Annotated in this window: 18 protein-coding genes and 1 tRNA gene; 9 read left to right on the plus strand and 10 right to left on the minus strand. The window is 67.6% G+C overall.

Features of this window, described 5'->3' with window-relative positions; genetic code table 11:
• Window positions 1-106: 106 nt before the first annotated feature.
• Both V2B31_RS04470 and trpE read left to right on the plus strand, forming a co-directional pair.
• Window positions 107-2059, plus strand: coding sequence for a SurA N-terminal domain-containing protein (locus V2B31_RS04470; protein WP_328275762.1), 1953 nt, complete (start codon window positions 107-109; stop codon window positions 2057-2059).
• 4 nt (window positions 2060-2063) lie between these two features.
• Window positions 2064-3578 (plus strand): anthranilate synthase component I, encoded by a 1515-nt coding sequence (trpE, locus tag V2B31_RS04475; RefSeq protein WP_328275764.1) that lies wholly within the window; start codon window positions 2064-2066, stop codon window positions 3576-3578.
• 133 nt (window positions 3579-3711) lie between these two features.
• Here the strand turns inward: trpE and V2B31_RS04480 are convergent, their stop codons facing one another.
• The 3 genes from V2B31_RS04480 to V2B31_RS04490 form a co-directional block, all read right to left on the minus strand.
• Window positions 3712-4437, minus strand: coding sequence for an extensin-like domain-containing protein (locus V2B31_RS04480; protein WP_328275766.1), 726 nt, complete (start codon window positions 4435-4437; stop codon window positions 3712-3714).
• A gap of 34 nt (window positions 4438-4471) precedes the next feature.
• Complete coding sequence (locus tag V2B31_RS04485) at window positions 4472-5242, minus strand: NUDIX hydrolase (protein WP_328275768.1); 771 nt, start codon at window positions 5240-5242, stop codon at window positions 4472-4474.
• A gap of 33 nt (window positions 5243-5275) precedes the next feature.
• Window positions 5276-5351 (minus strand) — tRNA-Ala (locus V2B31_RS04490).
• Window positions 5352-5552: 201 nt separating this feature from the next.
• Here V2B31_RS04490 and V2B31_RS04495 point away from each other — a divergent pair.
• Together V2B31_RS04495 and V2B31_RS04500 are read left to right on the plus strand one after the other, a co-directional pair.
• Window positions 5553-6485, plus strand: a complete 933-nt coding sequence (locus V2B31_RS04495) for a DUF2171 domain-containing protein (protein ID WP_328275771.1) — start codon at window positions 5553-5555, stop codon at window positions 6483-6485.
• Window positions 6486-6606: 121 nt separating this feature from the next.
• The gene (locus V2B31_RS04500; protein ID WP_328275774.1) at window positions 6607-6945 is read left to right on the plus strand and encodes a DMT family protein; all 339 of its coding nucleotides are present in this window, start codon (window positions 6607-6609) and stop codon (window positions 6943-6945) included.
• Between the two features lie 5 nt (window positions 6946-6950).
• On the opposite strand, the gene queA is transcribed toward V2B31_RS04500, so the two are convergent.
• The 5 genes from queA to V2B31_RS04525 form a co-directional block, all read right to left on the minus strand.
• Complete coding sequence (queA, locus tag V2B31_RS04505) at window positions 6951-7979, minus strand: tRNA preQ1(34) S-adenosylmethionine ribosyltransferase-isomerase QueA (RefSeq protein WP_328275891.1); 1029 nt, start codon at window positions 7977-7979, stop codon at window positions 6951-6953.
• A 101-nt stretch (window positions 7980-8080) separates the two neighbouring features.
• On the minus strand, window positions 8081-8818 hold the full coding sequence (locus tag V2B31_RS04510) for a peptidylprolyl isomerase (RefSeq protein ID WP_328275776.1): 738 nt from the start codon (window positions 8816-8818) through the stop codon (window positions 8081-8083).
• Between the two features lie 101 nt (window positions 8819-8919).
• On the minus strand, window positions 8920-9432 hold the full coding sequence (coaD, locus tag V2B31_RS04515; RefSeq protein WP_328275778.1) for a pantetheine-phosphate adenylyltransferase: 513 nt from the start codon (window positions 9430-9432) through the stop codon (window positions 8920-8922).
• Between the two features lie 4 nt (window positions 9433-9436).
• Window positions 9437-10336, minus strand: a complete 900-nt coding sequence (locus tag V2B31_RS04520; RefSeq protein ID WP_328275780.1) for a polyprenyl synthetase family protein — start codon at window positions 10334-10336, stop codon at window positions 9437-9439.
• Between the two features lie 7 nt (window positions 10337-10343).
• The gene (locus tag V2B31_RS04525) at window positions 10344-10598 is read right to left on the minus strand and encodes an exodeoxyribonuclease VII small subunit (RefSeq protein WP_328275782.1); all 255 of its coding nucleotides are present in this window, start codon (window positions 10596-10598) and stop codon (window positions 10344-10346) included.
• A gap of 181 nt (window positions 10599-10779) precedes the next feature.
• Between V2B31_RS04525 and V2B31_RS04530 the strand changes: the two genes are divergently transcribed.
• From V2B31_RS04530 to purL, 3 genes are all read left to right on the plus strand, one after another.
• Window positions 10780-11163 (plus strand): hypothetical protein, encoded by a 384-nt coding sequence (locus V2B31_RS04530; protein WP_328275784.1) that lies wholly within the window; start codon window positions 10780-10782, stop codon window positions 11161-11163.
• Window positions 11164-11274: 111 nt separating this feature from the next.
• Window positions 11275-11553: a hypothetical protein gene (locus V2B31_RS04535; protein ID WP_328275786.1), complete on the plus strand. Its 279-nt coding sequence runs from the start codon at window positions 11275-11277 to the stop codon at window positions 11551-11553.
• Window positions 11554-11616: 63 nt separating this feature from the next.
• The gene (purL, locus tag V2B31_RS04540; protein ID WP_328275788.1) at window positions 11617-13794 is read left to right on the plus strand and encodes a phosphoribosylformylglycinamidine synthase subunit PurL; all 2178 of its coding nucleotides are present in this window, start codon (window positions 11617-11619) and stop codon (window positions 13792-13794) included.
• A 250-nt stretch (window positions 13795-14044) separates the two neighbouring features.
• On the opposite strand, the gene V2B31_RS04545 is transcribed toward purL, so the two are convergent.
• Both V2B31_RS04545 and V2B31_RS04550 read right to left on the minus strand, forming a co-directional pair.
• Window positions 14045-14848, minus strand: coding sequence for a nucleotidyltransferase family protein (locus tag V2B31_RS04545; RefSeq protein ID WP_328275790.1), 804 nt, complete (start codon window positions 14846-14848; stop codon window positions 14045-14047).
• 40 nt (window positions 14849-14888) lie between these two features.
• Complete coding sequence (locus tag V2B31_RS04550; RefSeq protein WP_328275792.1) at window positions 14889-16406, minus strand: M23 family metallopeptidase; 1518 nt, start codon at window positions 16404-16406, stop codon at window positions 14889-14891.
• Between the two features lie 226 nt (window positions 16407-16632).
• Here V2B31_RS04550 and V2B31_RS04555 point away from each other — a divergent pair, with 226 nt between their 5' ends.
• A complete protein-coding gene (locus V2B31_RS04555; RefSeq protein WP_328275796.1) occupies window positions 16633-19335 on the plus strand; it encodes a helicase-related protein in 2703 nt (900 codons plus the stop codon).
• Window positions 19328-19621: an RNA-binding S4 domain-containing protein gene (locus V2B31_RS04560; protein ID WP_328275800.1), complete on the plus strand. Its 294-nt coding sequence runs from the start codon at window positions 19328-19330 to the stop codon at window positions 19619-19621. Before V2B31_RS04555 ends, V2B31_RS04560 begins: the two co-directional genes overlap by 8 nt.
• The last annotated feature ends 13 nt before the right edge of the window (window positions 19622-19634 follow it).

Below are 19634 nucleotides of genomic sequence, written 5' to 3' on the forward strand. Positions count from 1 at the left end.
GGCAAAGCCGATGGACGGCCCCCGCGCATTTGTCCAGTGCAAGCCTTGCCGCCGCGACCGTCCCGCCCTAAAGCGTGCCGCCAAAGCCCCCTTGCCGGACGATCCCATGCTTTCTGTCTTTCGTCGCTTCATCCGTTCCAAATTCGGCGCGCTGTTCGCTGTCCTGTTCCTGGGGGTGATCGCCGCTGCCTTTGTGATGGGCGATGTTACCAGCGGCCAGTTCGGCACTGGATCGCTGTTCGGAAGCGGCGGGACGGCAGCGAAAGCCAAGGGGTATAGCCTCAGCGTCGCGGAGGTGCAGGACCGGGTGCAGCGCGTGTTCGAGAATGCGCGCCAATCCAACCCGACGCTCCAGATCAATGATTTCTTCGCGCAGGGCGGCGGCGAGCAGGTCTACGACCAGCTGGTCGACGCGCTCGCCCTGCGCGCCTTCGCCGACGACCAGGGCGTGCATATCAGCAAGCGGCTGGTCGATGCGCAGATCGCGCAAATTCCCGCCTTCCAGGACGCGGCCGGCAATTTCAGCCAGGACGCCTTTCGCCAGCTGCTGCTGCGCCAGCGCATCACCGAGCAGGCGCTGCGTGACGACATCAGCCGCGAAATCCTGCAACGCCAGCTGACCGCGCCGGTTGCGCTGGGCGCATCGCTGACCGACAAGATGGTGCTGCCCTATGCCTCGCTGCTGCTCGAAAAGCGGCAGGGCAGCGTCGCGGCGATCCCGGCGGTGGCGCTGATCGACCAGAAAGACCCGAGCGATGCGCAACTGGCGGACTTCTACAAGAAGAACAGCGCGCGCTTCACCATCCCCGAGCAGCGGCGCATCCGCTATGCCGTGATCGCCGCCGAGCGCTTCGCCCGGGCGGCGCAGCCCACTGATGCGGAGATCGCGGCCTATTACAACCAGAACAAGGCAGCCTATGCCGCCAGGCAGACCCGCAGCGTCGAGCAGCTGGTGCTGCCGACCCAGGCGGGCGCGAAGGCGATCGCCGACAAGGTGAAGGCCGGCACGTCACTCGCCGCCGCGGCGCAGGACGCGGGGCTGGCGGTGTCGGTCGCGACCGATCAGAGCCGCGAGGCGCTGACCGCCGGCAGCGGCAAGCAAGTGGCGGATACGGCTTATGGCGCGAAGCAGGGCGATCTCGTCGGGCCGCTGCGTGGGCCGCTCGGCTGGCTGCTGCTGCGCGTGACCGCGATCAAGGAGACCCCGGCGCGGCCGCTGACGGCGGTGCGCGACGAGATCGTCACGACGCTGCGCGCGCAGAAGGAGAAGCAGCTTCTGTCCGAGTTCACCGGCAGGATCGAAGATGCCGTCGCCAATGGCGACAGTTTCGATCAGGTGGTGAAGGATAACGGCCTGAAACTGGAGGTGACGCCGCCGCTGCTCGCCACCGGCAAGCAGGTGAGGGATCAGGCCTATGTGCCGGCGGACGATGTGAAGCCGCTGCTCGCGCCGGTCTTCGCGATGAGCGCCGATGACGACGCGCAGCTGATCCCGATCACCGCCGACAAGCGCTATGCGCTGGCCGCGCCGAGCGAGATTATCGCCCCCGCGCCGCCGCCGCTGGCCGAGGTCAAGTCGGCGGTGGTCCTTCAGTACAAGCTCAACGCCGCCAACCAGAAGGCGAAGGCGCTGGCCGAGCAGGTGCGCGCGAAGGTCGCCAAGGGCATGGCCCTGGCCGACGCCATCGCACAGGCTGGCGTCCGGCTGCCGCCGCCGCAGGTTCTGGGCGGCAGCCGCGCCGAACTGATGCGCGGGCAGCAGCGCCCGCCGGCCGAGGTCGCGATCCTGTTCTCGATGGCGCAGAATACGGTCAAGACGCTGCCGATCGGCGGCGGGCGCGGCTATTTCATCGTGCAGTTGACGAAGATCGAGCGCGGCGATGCAAAAGGACGGACCGACATATTGACGCCGCTGCGCCGCGAACTGGGGCAGGCGACCGGGGTCGAATATGCGCAGCAGTTCGAGCGCGCGGTCGAGAAGGAGCTGGGTGTCACCCGCAATCCCAAGGCGGTGGCGCAGGTGCGCCAGGCGCTGACGGCCACCAACAGCGGCCAGTAAGCCGATGACGGGGGCGGACAATGGCGTCGCGAGCGCCCGGGCGGCGCTGGCGCGCGGCGATTCGGCGCTGGCGTGGCGGCGGCAGATTGCCGACACCGACACGCCCATCTCCGCCGCGCTCAAGCTGTTCGAGCCCGATCGCGGCGACTATCTGCTGGAATCGGTCGAGGGCGGCGCGGTTCGAGGTCGCCACAGCCTGATCGGCCTTGCCCCCGATCTCGTCTTTCGCGCGAATGGCGACCGGGCCGAGATAAACCGGCACTGGGCGACCGACCGCGACGCCTTCGTCGCCGAGCCGGGCGGCGCGCTTGACGCATTGCGGGCGCTGGTGGCGGAATGTCGGGCGGCGATGGACCCGGAACTGCCCGCCGCGTTGGCCTGTCTCGTCGGCTATTTCGGTTATGAAACCGTGGGGCTTGTCGAGAAACTCCCCCGCCCCGCCCCCAATCCGATCGGCGTGCCCGACATGCTGTTCGTTCGCCCGACCGTGATCCTGATCTTCGACCGGCTGGCGGATCAGCTCTATCTGGTCGCGCCGGTGTGGAAGGGCAGCTTCACCGATCCCGACAAGGCGATCGAGGCCGCGCTGGAGCGGATCGATGCCACCGCTGCAAAGCTGGCCGCCCCCCTTCCCGCGCTGTCGCCGCCGGCGGAGATCGCCGATGTGGCGGTGACGCCGGTGCTGGAACCGGGCCGCTATGCGGACATGGTAGGGAAGGCCAAGGACTATATCGTCGCGGGCGACATATTTCAGGTGGTGCTGGCGCAGCGCTTCACCAGCCCCTTCACCCTGCCGCCCATTGCGCTCTATCGTGCGCTGCGGCGCATCAACCCGTCGCCCTTCCTCTACTATCTCGATCTGCCGGGCTTCGCGCTGATCGGCTCCAGCCCGGAAATCCTGGTGCGCGCCCGCAATGGCGAGGTCACGATCCGGCCAATCGCCGGCACCCGGCCGCGCGGCAAAAGCGCGGTCGAGGACGCCGCCAACCGGGCAAGCCTGCTCGCCGACCCAAAGGAGCGGGCCGAACATCTGATGCTGCTCGACCTTGGCCGCAATGATGTCGGCCGGGTGGCAAGCGCTGGCAGCGTCACCGTGACGGAAAGCTACACCGTCGAATTCTACAGCCATGTCATGCATATCGTCTCGAACGTCGTGGGCCGTCTGGCGGACGACAAGGATGCGATCGACGCGCTGTTCGCGGGCTTCCCCGCCGGCACCGTATCGGGCGCGCCCAAGGTCCGCGCCTGCGAGATCATCGCCGAGCTGGAGCCGGAAACGCGCGGCGCCTATGCCGGCGGGGTCGGCTATTTCGGACCGGACGGCAATATGGACAGTTGCATCGTCCTGCGCACCGCGGTGCTGAAGGACGGCATCATGCATGTGCAGGCGGGCGCGGGCATCGTGGCGGACTCGAACGCCGACTATGAGCAGCGCGAATGCGAGGCGAAGAGCGGCGCGCTACTGGCCGCCGCGCGCGAGGCGGTGAAGGTCGCGCGCGAGGCGGGATTCGGGCAGTAAGGACATCCTCCCCTGCAAGGCGAGGTGTCGCGCGCGAAGCGCGTGACGGAGGGGTGTCGCCCTATCAAGGGGGTGACACCCCTCCGTCTGGCCTGCGGCCAGCCACCTCCCCTTCTAGGGGAGGATGCCTTCCTTAGCGGCACGCCCGCCAGCCCTTCGCGCCCCTTTCCGCCTGATCGAGGTGGAAATGGTCGCGGTGGGCAGCGTTATAATCGGGCGAGAGGACGGTCGCAAACAGGTCGCACGCGCCATCCCGCACGGCGCGAAGAAAGGCTGCGTCCTTGCCCTTCCCTGTCCAGTCGCCTACCACGCTCACCGGCCGCCCGTCCTTCAGCACGAAACCGGCGATGTCGATCGCGTCGGCGGTCGCATGTTCGCTGAAGTCGCCGGCGCTGCGGCCATACATTCGGCGACAGCTATAGCTGCCGAAATGGCGGATTGTGCGGACCGGCTGGCCGTAGAGGCGCTGGGCGGCGGGCTGGACCACTTGCCATTCCCAGAGCTTGAGCGCGGCGACCACCGGGCAGGACGGCGCGACCGAGGCGGGCGACAGAGCGATCGCGTCGGGATCCCGCTTCAGGCGCACCGCATCGGCATAGGCGCATTGATCCCCGCCGCCTGGCCCCAATGCGGTATAGGCCACACCGGCCCGGTCTAGCAGCGCCTTGCATGCCGCAGCGTCGCCGGTCAGCGCCGTCAGTTTGCGGCCGGTGAACATCCCGATCGGCTGCGACAGGTCGAGCGGGGTCCAGGGCATATCCTGCGGGCGCTGGCGCAGCCAGGCATAGGCCAGCAGCAGCGCCAGCGAGAGCAGCGCGAGCAGGACGAGACGGCGCAGGATCAGATGGAGGCGGCGCATGTGCCTAGCTCAACGCGCGACGGATCGGAGCGGTTCAGCCGCGTCGCACCTGCCGCATCGGCTGCGAGGTCACGGGATAGCCCAGATGCGTGGGGATGCACAGATGCTTCTCCCCTTCCCGCTCCTCCAGCCAGGGGCTGATCCTTTCCACCGGAAAGGCGGCGGCATGATCCGCCAGCGCCTGCCAGGAGGGACAGAGCGCCAGCCGCTCCAGATTGCGGCGCGTGGGGTAGATGACGCTCACCCCGCCAGCCGCGCACAGCGCCAGCGTGTCGGCCGCGCTGCTCCAGAAGAGGCGGACATTCTCGGTCGTGTCGACGCTTGCCACCTGCCCCTCGGGCGCGCGGGCGAGGTAGAAGCGCGTGTCGAATACGCGCACCGCCTTGTCGAAAGGTGCGGGGTGCCAACGGGCGAAGGGTATCAGCGCATCGAGATCGAGGCCGAGGCCGAGCCGACCGAGCAAGTCGCCGAGACCTTGCCCGTCATGCAGGCCATCGCGCAGGCGCAGCACCGCGGCCGAATCGATCGCGCCAGTCAGGCCGACGCCGATCCCCGCTTCCTCGATCGTCTCGCGGATCGCAGCGACGCGCGCCGCCGCTTCGTCGATCGACAGCGGCCCGCCCTGCCGTGCCGCCAGATCATGATCGCTTGCATCCACCGCGCCGCCGGGAAAGACCAGCGCGCCGGCGGCGAAGGCCATTTTCGCCGATCGCTCGACCATCAATATCTCGGGCGGCAGGGCCGGCCGGTCTCGCGCCACGATCAGGGTCGCGGCGGGTCGGCTGGTCACTGCATCATCTGTCATAGGGAAACCTTCGGAAACAACCCTTTGAGGGGTTGGTGGAGCCTAGGGGGATCGAACCCCTGACCTCGTCATTGCGAACGACGCGCTCTCCCAGCTGAGCTAAGGCCCCCGAAGGAAGGCCGCGTATAAGCGAGCAAGGGAGACCGCGCAACGATCTTTTTGCGCAAGACATGCGCGCCGCCGCCGCGCGTCGAAATGCCGTCGCGACGCGACATTACCCCGCCGTAACGGCCGGAACGATGGCCCTTACCAACAATTGTTGCATCGACGGCGCAGGCGCTGCGTCGCCAGGACGACAAGGAGAAGGACTATGGGTTACCAAGGCGGAGGCCGGTACGGCCAGGATCGCTCAGGAAGCGGCTGGGATCGAGGCACCGACCGCTATCGCGGGTCGAGCGATGATCGCCGCGACGATCGTGGCGGCTATCGCTATGGCACGCGCGGTCAGTTCGGCGGCGGCGACTATCGCGATCGGCCGCGTGACTTTGACCCCGACGAGCGCGGCTTCTTCGATCGCGCCGGCGACGAAGTGCGCAGCTGGTTCGGCGACGAGGAAGCTGAGCGCCGGCGCGAATATGACGAATATTATGATCGTCCCTATGGCGACCCGCGCGATCCGTCGAGCCGGCAGGGCTTTGCGTCGGCCGCGCGCAGCGATTATCTCCCCAATCGCGGCTATGCCCCCTACACCAACGAGCGTAGCGGCTTTGGCAGCGAGGATCATGGTTATCGCACCCGCGCCTACGGCCCGCAGCAGGATTATGGCTCGCATCACGACAGCAACTATCATAGCTGGCGGCAGCAGCGGATCGATGAATTGGATCGCGACTATGCCGAATATCAGCGCGAAAATCGCGACCGCTTCAGCAGCGAGTTCAACAGCTGGCGCACCCGTCGCGGCGAACAGCGCCAGGCGGTGCAGCAGGTGAGAGAGCATATGGAGGTCGTGGGCAGCGACGGCGAGCATGTCGGCACTGTCGACAAGCTGCGCGGCGACCGCATCATCCTGACCAAGAACGACCAGGATTCCGGCGGCGTGCATCATTCGATCCCGTCAAGTTGGATCAAGTCTGTCGACGCGACCAAGGTGACGCTGGAAAAGACGGCACAACAGGCGCAGGACGCCTGGCGCGCCGAGCGCGAACAGGGCGCGATGTTCGGCGACCGGGACGCGGAGCGCGGCGGCTGGAGCAGCCAGAGCTATGCCGGCAGCAGCAGCAGCTACACCGACCGCAGCCGCTGAATCGCGCGGACTACGCAACGGAAAGGCCGGGTGGCGACGCCGGGCCTTTTCCTGTGGCCGCTTGCATGGGGCGTGGGGGCGGCCCTAAAGCGGCGCTCCCTTTCACGCTGCCGAGCGCGCCATGCCCACCATATTGCTGCTGATCCTCTCCAACCTGTTCATGACCGTCGCCTGGTATTGGCACCTCAAGGGCGGGATGGAGAAGCCGATCCTGCTCGTCATCCTCATCAGCTGGGGCATCGCCCTGTTCGAATATTGCCTGGCGGTGCCGGCCAACCGCATCGGCTACGCCCATGGCTGGAGCGCGGGCCAGCTCAAGGTGGCGCAGGAAGCGATCGCGCTCATCATCTTCGGCGGCTTCATGGTGACGGTGCTCGGCGAACCGATCCACTGGCGGCATTTCGCCGCGTTCGGCTGCATCATGGCGGCGGTGGCGTTTCTGTTCGTGGGGCGGGGCTGACGGCGTTAGGGGAGGAGCAGGCTGCTGTCCCCATAGCTATAGAAGCGATAGCCGCGTGCGATCGCGAGGGCATAGGCTTCCTGCATCCGCTCCCGCCCCATCAGCGCCGACACCAGCATGAACAGGGTCGATTTGGGCAGATGGAAATTGGTCATCAGCCCGTCGATCGCGCGGAAGTGGTAGCCGGGCGTGATAAAGATGCGGGTTTCGTCGGCGAAGGGGCGGATCGCGCCATCCTCGCCGCACGCGCTTTCGAGCAGGCGGAGCGAGGTGGTGCCGACCGCGATGAGCCGGCCGCCAGCCGACCGCGCGGCGTTGAGGCGATCGGCGGTGGCGGCGTCGATGCGGCCCCATTCGGCGTGCATATGGTGGTCGTCGGTATCCTCCGCCTTGACCGGCAGGAAGGTGCCTGCGCCCACATGGAGCGTCAGCGTCTCGGTGCGGATGCCGGCTTCGGCGATGGCCGACACAAGTTCGGGCGTGAAATGGAGGGCGGCGGTGGGGGCGGCGACCGCGCCATCCTCGCGTGCGAACATCGTCTGATAATCGCTGCGGTCGCGCTCGTCGGTGGGACGCTTGCTGGCGATATAGGGGGGCAGCGGCATCGTCCCTGCCCGTTCGAGCAGCAGTTCGACCGGCTCATCGCCCTCGAAATCGAGCGTCACGCCGCCGTCGGCGTCGCGCGGACCGGCGATGGCGGTCACGCCCGCGCCGAAATCGATCCGGTCGCCCGCGCGCACCCGCTTGGCGTTGCGCAGGAAGGCCTCCCAATGGCGCAGGCCGAGCCGCTTGTGCAGCGTCGCGCCGATCCGCGCCTCGCCCCGCCGCCCTTCGAGCTGGGCGGGGATGACCTTCGTGTCGTTGAACACCAGCACATCGCCCGCGTACAGCAGCGACGGCAAATCGCGCACGATATGGTCGCTCATCGCGCCTTCGCCCGGCACATGCAGCAGCCTCGCGCTGTCGCGCGGCGAGGCAGGCCGTAGCGCGATATTCTCCGGCGGCAGGTCGAAATCGAACAGGTCGACGCGCATGGTGAAACGGACCTTCGTCAAACAGCCGTTCGGATCGAGCGCGGGTGCGCTACAGGCTTCTCGACTTCGCTCGAAGCGAACGGGAAAGGGTAAGCGCCGGCTTACTGCGCCGGGGCGGGCGCGGTGATGGACGGCGCGGCGGGCGCGACCGGCCCAGGGACCGGGGCAGCGACCGGCGGCTTGCCGTCCGCCTCGATCGACGCCTGGAGAATAAGGGTCGGGTTCTCCGGCGGCTCACCCTGGGCGATCGCGTCGACATAGGTCATGCCTTCGATCACCCGGCCAAAGACCGTATATTTCTTGTCGAGCTGCATCCGCGGCAACAGGACGATGAAGAACTGGCTGTTGGCGCTGTCCTCACTTTGCGCGCGGGCCATCGAGACGGTGCCGCGCAGGTGCGGCATCGGATTGAATTCGGCCTTGAGGTCGGGCAGCTGCGATCCGCCGGTGCCGTCGCCCTTGGGATCGCCGCCCTGCGCCATGAAGCCGGGGATGACACGGTGGAATTTGAGGCCGTTGTAGAAGCCCTGGCGCGTCAGCTCCTTGATCCGCTCGACATGGGCCGGCGCGATGTCGGGGCGGAGCTGAATGCGCACGCGGCCGCCGCTCGACAGGTCCAGATCCCAGATATTCTGCGGGTCGGCCGGCACTGTCGCGGGCGGCAGCTTGGGCGCGGTCTCCTGCCCAAGCGACTTGGCGTTTTCGGCCGCGCGCACGGCGGCCTCGGCCTTCTTCATTTCCTCGGCATTATTGCCCCCGCCGCCTTGGGCATAGGCCAGCCCCGACGTGGTGAGGGCGACGCCGATCGCCACGGTCCTGAGCGCGCGAGTGAAACGCATGGGGGTGATGTTCCTCAAATCTCTTGCCGGCTTCTCGGTCGAAGCGGCCCTGATAACGCGCTGATCGCGATTGGCAACTGAACGAAGGCTTAAAAAGCGGCTTAGACAGTGCCCTTGCGCCCGATCTTCTCGACCCGGTCTTCCACCTCTTCGCGCACGGCCGGGCTGACGAACTTGTGGATCGGCCCGCCATAGAGTGCGATTTCCTTGACCAGACGCGAGGCGATCGGCTGCAACGACACGTCGGCCATCAGGAAGACGGTTTCGACCCGGCCGTTGATCTGCTGGTTCATGCCCGCCATCTGATATTCATATTCGAAGTCCGCGACCGCGCGCAGGCCGCGGATGATGACGCTCGCCCCTTGCGATTCGGCAAAGTCCATCAGGAGCGAATTGAAGCCGGTGACGACGATCTCCGTGTCGATGTCGGCGCATTCGCGGCGCACCATGTCCAGCCGCTCCTCATCGGTGAACATGGGCGACTTGGAGATGTTGGTAGTGACGCCGATTACCAGCTTGTCGACCAGCTTCGCGCCGCGCCGGATGATGTCCATATGCCCGAGGGTGATGGGGTCGAAGGTGCCGGGATAGACACCGATGCGCGGCTTGGTCATGGGTTTAGCGGTCCCTCTCCACGATATAGTCGGCGATAGCGCGCAGCAGGTCGGCTTCCGCGCCATGCCCATGCAGATGCGCCTTGGCCTGATCGACCAGCATATGCGCCTGTTCGCGCGCGCGATCGACGCCGAGCAGCGAGACGAAGGTTTCCTTGCCCGCCGCCGCATCCTTACCCAGCGCCTTGCCGGCGAGCGTCGCGTCGCCCTCCACGTCGAGCAGATCGTCAGCGATCTGGAAGGCAAGGCCGATGTCGCGGGCATAGCCGTGAAGCCGCAACCGCGCTTCGGCCGGCAAGCGCGCCATGATCGCGGCGGCCTCGACGCAGACGGCGATCAGCGCGCCGGTCTTGAGATTCTGGAGCCGGGTGACGGTGGCGAGATCGAAGCGGGTCTTTTCCGCCTCCAGGTCCATCATCTGCCCGCCCGCCATGCCGGCCGGGCCGCTGGCAAGCGCAAGCGCCTGCACCAGTTCGATACGGACGAAGGGATCGGGATGGGTCTCCTCGTCCGACAGGATTTGGAAGGCAAGGTCGTGGAGGCAGTCGCCCGCCAGGATCGCCGTCGCCTCGTCAAACGCCTTATGGACGGTGGGCTTGCCCCGGCGCATATCGTCGTCGTCCATCGCTGGCAGATCGTCATGAATAAGCGAATAGACATGGATGCACTCGATCGCGAGACCGACGCGCAGCGCCGAATCGCGCGAGATGTTGAACAGGTCGCTCGCCGCCTGCACCAGCAGCGGACGGAGCCGCTTGCCGCCGCCGATCGCGGCATGGCGCATCGCCGCGTAGAGGCGGTCGCGCGGATCGCCCGGCATAGCGAGCAAATGGTCGAACGCAGCGTCGATTTCGCGCGCCACGTCGCGGGCGCGCAGCATGACCAGCGCGGCTGCCCCCGCCATGGCCGCCTCAGTCCGCGCCGAACGGCTGGGCGCCCGTCACTGCGCCCCCGGCATCGACGGTCAACTTCTGGATGCGTGCCTCGGCCGCCTGCAACCGGTCGGCGCAGCGCTTTCGCAGCGCCTCCCCCTGCGCATAGAGCGAGATCGACTCGTCCAGCGGCACGTCCCCGCTTTCCAGCCGGCGGACGATCTGTTCGAGCGCGCGCAGCGCTTCCTCGAAGGACAGCGCCTCGACATCGGGGGTGGACATATCCTCAGCCATCGCGTCCTGCATTGGCCGCGCCCGCGCCTGCGGTCAAGCCCTGCGACCTGGACGGACCTGGCCGAGCCGCGCCGTCGCAAGCCTGTCATCATGCTGTCATGACGCCATTTCACAGCCATGGCGGAAAATGGCCGATTTTGCGTTGACGCATGATGTTGCACATGCACATAAAAGGATCGCTATGAAATCTTATCTCCCCCTGATCGCCGCCGCCGGCCTGACGCTGCTGTCGGCCTGCAACAACAACGACCAGCCCGAAGTCGTCGGCGGCCCTGCCGATCCGATGGCCGAAAAGCTCGCCAACGCCGCGCCGGTCGAACTGCCGCCGTCGGTGAAAGCGAACAAGCAGTATCGCTGCAAGGATAACAGCCTGATCTTCGTCGACTTCATGAGCGACGACAAGACCGCGCTGCTGCGCACCGAAAAGACCGGCGCAGCGACCAAGCTCGCCGCGCCCGAAGCGGGCAAGCCCTATGTCGCCGAGGGCGGCTACGAAGTGTCGGGCCAGGGCAATGATGTCACCATCACCGTGCCGGGCAAGAGCGCGCAGAGCTGCCACGTCTGATCGACGCGGTTTCGCCGAAATTCATCACCGGCCGGACCTTTCCCTGAAGGTCCGGCCTTTTTCTTTGGCCGGCGCGCGTGATAGACAGGCGCAGTCGAAGGAGAAAGCCGCATGATGCCCATGATCGTCTTGCAAAACCCGCACCGAACGCTGTGGGCTGCGCTCGCTCTGCTTCTCGCGCTGCCGGCCGTCGCCATGGCCTTCACGAGCGAAGTGCGCTGGGGGCTTGGCGATTTTGCAGCGGCGGGGCTGCTGCTGGGTGGCGTGGGGCTGGGGGTCGAACTGGCGACGCGCGTCATGGCGAGCGCGCCGGCGCGGGCGTTGGCGTGCTCGGCGGTGGTCGCCGCGGCGCTTCTCATCTGGGCTGAGGCTGCGGTCGGCATTTTCTGACGGGGGCGACCCAGCCTCGGGCAGCGGTTGCCCTTGCCGCCCGCCGCCGCTAAAGGCGCGGGCATGTCCAGCACCGCTCCCCAGATCACCCCGGAAATCGTCGCCGAACATGGCCTTTCCCCGGAAGAATATGACCGTGTATTGAACGCGCTGGGACGCGAGCCGAACCTGACCGAACTCGGCATCTTCTCGGTCATGTGGTCGGAACATTGCAGCTATAAGTCGAGCCGCATTCATCTCAAGAAGCTGCCCACCACCGGCCCGCAGGTCATTTGCGGCCCCGGCGAGAATGCCGGCGTGGTCGATATCGGCGACGGCCAGGCCGCCATCTTCAAGATGGAGAGCCACAACCACCCCTCCTATATCGAACCCTATCAGGGCGCGGCGACCGGCGTAGGCGGCATTTTGCGCGACGTCTTCACCATGGGCGCGCGGCCGATCGCTAACATGAACGCGCTGCGCTTCGGACGGCCCGACCACCCGAAGATGAAGCATCTCATCAGCGGCGTGGTGCATGGCATCGGCGGCTATGGCAATTGCGTGGGCGTGCCGACCGTCGGCGGCGAGGTGAATTTCCACCCGGCCTATGACGGCAACATCCTGGTCAACGCGATGACCGTGGGCGTCGCCGACACCGACAAGATCTTCTACAGCGCGGCCTCTGGCGTCGGCAATCCGATCGTCTATGTGGGGTCCAAGACCGGACGCGACGGCATCCACGGCGCGACCATGGCGTCGGCCGATTTCGGCGACGACGCGGACGCCAAGCGCCCAACCGTGCAGGTGGGCGATCCCTTCACCGAGAAGCTGCTGATCGAGGCCTGCCTCGAACTGATGGCGTCCGACGCGATCGTCGCCATTCAGGATATGGGCGCAGCGGGTCTCACCTCCTCCAGCGTCGAGATGGCGTCCAAGGGCGGCGTCGGCATCCACCTCAAGATGGATGACGTGCCGCAGCGCGAAACCGGCATGACCGCCTATGAGATGATGCTCTCGGAGAGCCAGGAGCGGATGCTGATGGTGCTCCAGCCCGGCAAGGAGGCTTTTGCAGAAGCGATCTTCCGCAAATGGGAATTGGACTTCGCGGTCATCGGCCATGTTACTGACACCGGGCGCATGGTGCTGGAGCATAAAAGCGAGATCGTCTGCGACATCCCCTTGGCCCCGCTGGCGGACGACGCGCCGCTTTACGACCGGCCTTCGCTGTCGCGCGAGGCGTATAAGGCCTGGGCTAAGGTCGAGCCGTTGGGCGATATTCCCGATTTGACCGATATCGGCGCGGATTTACTCAAGCTCATGGCATCGCCCGACATCGCCAGCCGGCGGTGGATCTGGGAGCAGTACGACCATATGGTCGGCGCCGACACGGTGCAGCGCCCCGGCGGCGACGCAGCGGTGGTGCGGGTGCATGGCACGCGCAAGGGCATCGCGATCAGCACCGATTGCACCCCGCGCTATTGCTATGCCGATCCCTATGAGGGCGGCAAGCAGGCGATCGCGGAATGCTATCGCAATCTGAGTGCTGTGGGATCGACCCCTCTCGCCGTCACCAATTGCCTCAATTTCGCCAATCCGCAGCGGCCCGAGATCATGGCGCAGCTCACCGGCTGCCTCGACGGCATGGGCGACGCCTGCCGTGCGCTCGACTTCCCGATCGTGTCGGGCAATGTCTCGCTCTATAATGAGAGCAAGGCAAGCGGCGGTGGCAGCGCGATCCTGCCGACGCCGGCGATCGGGGGGATCGGGTTGCTGGCCGATGTGGACGTGATGGCCACGGTTGCGTTCAAGAATGAAGGCGACGCGATCTGGCTGATCGGGGGCGAGGGAACGCATCTCGGCCAGTCGATCTGGCTGCGCGAGATCGCCGGCCGCGAGGCAGGCGAAGCGCCGAAGGTGGATCTGGCGGCGGAACGCGCCAACGCCGATCTCGTCCGCTCGCTGATTGCCGAGGGCAAAGCGACGGCGGTGCACGACCTGTCCGATGGCGGCCTGCTGGTCGCGCTGGCGGAGATGGCGCTGGCGGGCGGCATGGGCGCGGAGGTGACGACCATGTTCACGCCTGCAAGCGCCTTTGGCGAGGATCAGGGCCGCTATATCGTGACGACGGCGCCGGCCGTCGAGGTTCCGGGCGCGGTGCGGATCGGCACGGTCGGCGGCGAGACCGTAGCGGGCGTCTCGCTCACCGACCTGCGCGCCGCGCATGAAGGCTTCTTCCCGGCGCTGATGGGCAGCGAGCTATAGGGCCGACGCATGCCAGGCTCCAGCGCAAGCCGGAGCCGCGTCATCGCGCATCTGTTCCCGCACTCGGTCTCATATCAAGCCGCGCCGACGCCCTACAGCCCCTTTCCGTTCTGCGGATCGTTGCGGAATTGCGTTTTTGCGAAAGCAATGACGGATGGTCGGGCGCTGACCTTATGGCAACTCGCCAACCACTTGCGCTTCCTGATCGACTCAATGAATCAATTCAGAGGCTATTGTTGCAACGATCGCCCTACAGAGGCGGATGCGTTGAGTGCCTATCCCGCAAAATCCCTTCGATCAGCATGACATCCTCCGCCTTGTCCGCATCGATGCACGCTTCGGGTTGCGCCATCGCCACCAGCCGCGCTTCAAGCCCGAACTTGCGCCCCATGCGCGCGATCCCGCCGCGCAGCGTCAGCAGTCGCAGCAGCGCGCCCAGCAGCGCGAACAGGCCGAAGGCGGCCAATATCTTCCAGCCCTTCTTGCGGTCCTGCTCGACCTCCTGCCACAGGGCGATCACCGGGCGGGCGCGGGCGCTGCCGATCCAGAAAATGTTCGCACCCGACCACCAGCCGTCGCGGAATTTGAGCCAGGTGCGGCGCGACCCCGGATAACGGGCGATCAGCGTTGCCCGCTCGACCATGGCGACCGCGATGTCCGCCCCTTCCGCCTCGGCCACAAACTGGTCGAGCATCGCCTGGTCGAGCAGCACATGATCGGCGGTGGTCAGCAGGATCGGGAAGGGCAAGGCGTGCCCCTCCATCAGCGCCAGCAGCGAGGAGGCGATCCCCTGCCCGCCGGTCTCGAACCGGACGCGCGGATCGGCGGCGAGCCAGGCGGCAGCGGGATGATCGGCAAAGGCGTCGGGCCGCTGGGTGAGGATGATGACCCGGCCGATCGCCGGATGACCGAGCAGCGCGCGCGCGGGCCGGTTTATCATCGGCTCGCCGCCGACCGGGGCGAGCGGCTTGACCGGAACGCCAGCCGCCTGCGCCAGCGGATCGGGAATGGGGCGTGCGCCTGCCAGCAATATGGCGGTGATCGGGGCTGTCATCGCCGTGGGTTAGCCGAGCGAAGGGACGACGGGAAGCGGCTTATTTCCCGCTCGCAACGGGCGCGGCGAAGCCCTCATGCGTCCCGACCCGCAGCCCGCGATATTGGGCCAGCTTCGCGCGGAAGGCGGCGAGTTCCGCCCCGGCGAGCTGCGCCATGGTGGTGAAGCGCACCGACAGCGGATTGACCGTCGCGCCGTTGCGATAGAGTTCATAGTGGAGATGCGGACCCGTGGACAGGCCGCTCGATCCGACATAGCCTATCACCTGCCCCTGCCGCACCCGCTGTCCCGGCGCCGCCGCGATCCGGCTCATATGCGCATATCCGGTGGCGAGGCCGCCGCCATGCTGGATGCGGACATAATTGCCATGTCCGCCGTGCCGCCCGGCATAGGCGACGACGCCATCGGTGACGGCATAAATGGGCGACCCGTAGCGCGCGGCGAAATCGATGCCGGCGTGCATCCGGGTATAGCCCAGGATCGGGTGCCGCCGCATCCCGAAGCCCGACGACATACGGCCCGACACTGGCGAGGACAGCACGCCCCGCCGCTCGCCGACGCCCGACGCCTCGAACCATTCGGTCCGGCCGTCCTTGGTCCATTTGAGCATGTCGATCGACCGGCCGCGCGCGCGCTTGAGGCCGGCGTAGAGGAGATCGCCCACCTCCACGTCGCCCGTCTCCGCGCGGCGATAGGCGGTGACGATGTCGTAGCGGTCGCCCGCGCCGATGCCGCCCAGGTCGACCTGCTGCGCGATCACCCGCAGGAACGCCTGCACCGCCTTGGGCGGCGCGCCGGCGGCGCGGGCCGAGCGGTAGATGCTGTCGCCGACGACGCCCTGGATACGCAGCGGCGTGTCGTCGACGCGGATGGGAATGCGCCGCACTGACAGCGCGCCGCCATTACGTGTCATTTCGACGCCAAGGTCGAGCCGCGCGCGGAAGGCGAGCTTGTCGAGCGGGCGCGGCCGGTCGCGGCTGGCGCGGCGGCCGAGGATGATGTCGAGCCGGGTTCCGGGCTTCACCCCGGCGTCGATATCCCCGCCGACCAGCCCCATGATCGTCGCGACATCGCCGCTGCTGACGCCGGCGCGCGACAAAGCGCGGGGCAGCGTGTCGCTGCTGCCGACCTGCGCGCTGAGTTCGATCTGCGGCCGTTCGGGCGTCTCGCGCAGCGGCTGAACCGCGTCGGTCGATCCCATATGCCGCCCGCTGTCCGCGCCGAGCGCGAGCGGCGTCATCATCTGGCTGCGCACTTCGTCATAATGCGCATCGCTCAGCGTCGGGCCGGGCGCGCCGGGAACAGGCTGGAAGCCGGGGGAAAGATAAAGCGCGGTGGCGCACAGGCCAAAGCAGGTGGCGAGACCACGAAACCAGGTGGCGCTGCCGATGTTGCGGCCAAGGTCGGGCACCAGCTCCACCTCGTCCGCCCAGGCGCGCAGCCGCGCGCGCCAATCCGGCGGCGGCGGCGCGGCCGGGGTGCGGCCCAGCGAATCGGCCAGCCATAGCGACACGGACGCGCCGCCCTGCTGTGACCCGAACGAATTTTCCTGAAACAAACCCCGCGACCCCAAAGGCTTTTATCATCGCCGCGCCGGCAACGTCCCCCGCGCCGCGCGTGGGCCGGACTGTTGTGAAGCGACAGGGTTAAAGTCAAATAAAGATGGCCGTGCGGCCGGGTTGGCTGCGACGAACCGTGCGACCGGCCCGCCAGAGTGGCCCCGCGACAGGGAACTGTCGATTCCCCTTGTGCCCCGCCGCCCGCTCCCCGACATAGGGACGACCATGGCCCAGTTCGCACGTTCTCCCGTCACTGCGGTCCTGGGACCGACCAACACCGGCAAGACCCATCTCGCGGTCGAGCGCATGTGCGGCCATTCGAGCGGCATGATGGGCTTTCCGCTGCGGCTGCTGGCGCGCGAGGTCTATGACCGGGTGGTGGCGATCAAGGGCGCGGACAAGGTCGCGCTCGTCACCGGCGAGGAAAAGATCGTCCCGCCGCACGCCCATTATTTCCTCTGCACCGCCGAATCGATGAGCCTGGAGCGCGACTTCGCCTTCGTCGCGCTGGACGAGGCGCAGCTGGGCGCGGACCCGGAGCGCGGGCATATCTTCACCGACCGTATCCTGCGCGCGCGGGGGCGCGAGGAAACGATGATCCTGGGTTCCGCCAGCATTGCGCGCGTCGTGAAGGCGCTGGTGCCCGACATAGAGATTATCGGCCGTCCGCGCTTCTCCACCCTCTCCTATGCCGGCGCGAAGAAGCTCTCCCGCCTGCCCAAACGCTCGGCCATCGTCGCCTTCTCGGCGGAGGAGGTCTATGCCGTGGCCGAAATGTTGCGGCGCTTTCGCGGCGGCGCGGCGGTGGTGATGGGCGCGCTTTCGCCCCGCACCCGCAACGCGCAGGTGCAGATGTTCCTGAACGGCGAGGTCGATTATCTGGTTGCGACCGACGCGATCGGCATGGGCCTCAATCTCGATGTCGCGCATGTCGCCTTCGCCTCGCTCCGCAAGTTCGATGGCCGCCGCACCCGCCGCCTGACCGTCAGCGAAATCGCGCAGATCGCCGGGCGCGCCGGGCGGCATCACAAGGACGGCAGCTTCGGGAGCCTCGGCCATGAGGATGGCGACGCCGCTTTCACCCCCGAGGAGATCGAGGCGATCGAGGCGCATCGCTTTCCGCCGATCGACCAGCTTTACTGGCGAGACGGCACGCCGCGCACCGACAGCCTGGCGCACCTGATCGCCGACCTGGAGGAGAAGCCAGACCGGCCCGAACTGCGCGCCGCGCCCGAGGCGGTGGACCTGGCCGTGCTCAAGCGGCTGGCCGACGATCCGCTGGTGATCGAGCGGGCGCGCGGCAGGCGGCAGGTGGAGCGGCTCTGGGCAGCATCCAGCCTGCCCGATTTCCAGAAGCTGGGCGCGGACCATCATGCCCGGATGGTGAGCCGCATCTGGCGTTTCCTGTCCGAAGGCAGCGGACATATTCCGCGCGACTGGTTCGCGCAGCAAATCGCGCGACTCGATTCGGTGCAGGGCGATATCGACACGATTTCGGGCCGCATCGCCGCCGCGCGGACCTGGGCCTATATCGCCCACCGCGCCGACTGGCTCGCCCACCCCGCCGAAATGGCCGAGCGCACCCGCGCCCTTGAAGAAAAGCTGTCCGATGCGCTCCATGCCGCGCTGACCCAGCGTTTCGTGGATCGCCGCACCGCCGTCCTTCTGCGCGACATCGGCCAGAATGCGAGCAACCTCCCCGTCACGGTGGAGCCGGACGGAACCGTCTGCGTCGACGGCGAAACGATCGGGCGACTTGACGGCTTCCGATTCTCGGTCGATCCCGCTACGCGGCTTGCCGATCGCAAATTGTTGCTGGCGGCGGCCGAACGCCGGCTTGGAAAGGTGTTGCGCGTGAAGGCTGAAGAACTGGTGGCGGCGCAGGACGCGGATTTCGCGCTGCTGGACGAGGCGGGACTGGCGCCGGGCATCGGCTGGGGCGGCGTGCCCGTTGCGACGCTGCTCGCTGGCCCCGCTCTGCTGTCGCCCGAGATCCGGCTCGATCGCGCGCTGCTGGCGCTGGGGCAGGATGTGCAGAAGCAGGTCGTCGCCCGCCTCGCCGCCTGGTTCGACGCGCAGAAGCAGAAGCATCTCCTGCCCCTCGTCAAGATGAGCGAGAGCGCCGCCGACCCAGCTGTGCCGCCGGTCGTGCGCGCCGTCTTCGCGCAGCTTGCCGATGCCGGCGGCGTGATCGCGCGGACCGATCTCGACGCCGCGCTCGGCCACCTCGACAAGGACCAGCGGCACCTGCTGCGCAAGGCCGGCATCGATATCGGCGTGCTCGACATCTATCATCCGGGTCTGTTGAAGCCAGGCGCGGCGCGCTGGCGCTCGGCGCTGCTGGCCGCGCGCATCGCCAAACCCTGCCTGCCGCTGCCCGGCCCTGGCCTCACCCTGCTGCCGCTGGGCGAGAAGCCGGCGCAGATGGGCGCGCGGATCGCCGGCTTCCGGGGTTTCGCCGACCAGATGCTGCGCATCGACATGGCCGAGCGCATGGCGCGCGCCGCGCATGAGGCGATCGCGAAGAACGAGCGCTTCACCGCCACCAGCCCGCAGATCGTCTCGCTCGGCCTCAACGAGCCGGCGTTCCTGGCGCTGATGCGCCTCGCCGGCTTCCGCCCGGTCGAGCCGGCCGCGCCCGCTCCGGTTGCGGAAGCAGCCGAACCGGTCGAGGGCACAGAGCTCGCCGAACCCGCCCCGGCCGCCCCCGCCGGCGCGAACTGGGCCTTCCGGGGCCGGCAGAAGCCGCGCCCCGATCGCCAGCCCCATGGCGGCAAGCCGCGCGGGGCGAAGGCGGAGGGCAAGCCCGAAGGCGACCGCCGACCGCCACGCGATCGCGGCCCGCGCCCCGCTTCGACCGGCGGCACGCCCGCGCCCGCCAACAACGCCTTTGCCGGCCTTGCCGAGTTGCTTGGCCGCAATGGCTGAGGCGGCGGCGGTGGGGCACGGCCCCAGCCTTCGCATCGACAAGTTCCTCTGGTTCGCGCGCCTGTCGAAAAGCCGGTCGGTCGCGCAGGCGCTGGCGGAGGACGGCCACATCCGCTTGAACGGCCGCCGCATCGATCGCGCCCATGCGCCCGTGCGCGCCGGTGACCTCATCACCTTCCCCCATGTCGACAAGGTCCGCGTGGTCCGCGTCGTGGCGCTGCCGGCCCGGCGCGGCCCCGCCCCGGAGGCGCAGGCCTGCTATGAGGAACTGACGGTCGGGGGGTGAAGCCCGGCTCATA

The sequence above is a fragment of the Sphingobium sp. genome (assembly GCF_036170395.1).
Classification (GTDB): Bacteria; Pseudomonadota; Alphaproteobacteria; order Sphingomonadales; family Sphingomonadaceae; genus Sphingobium.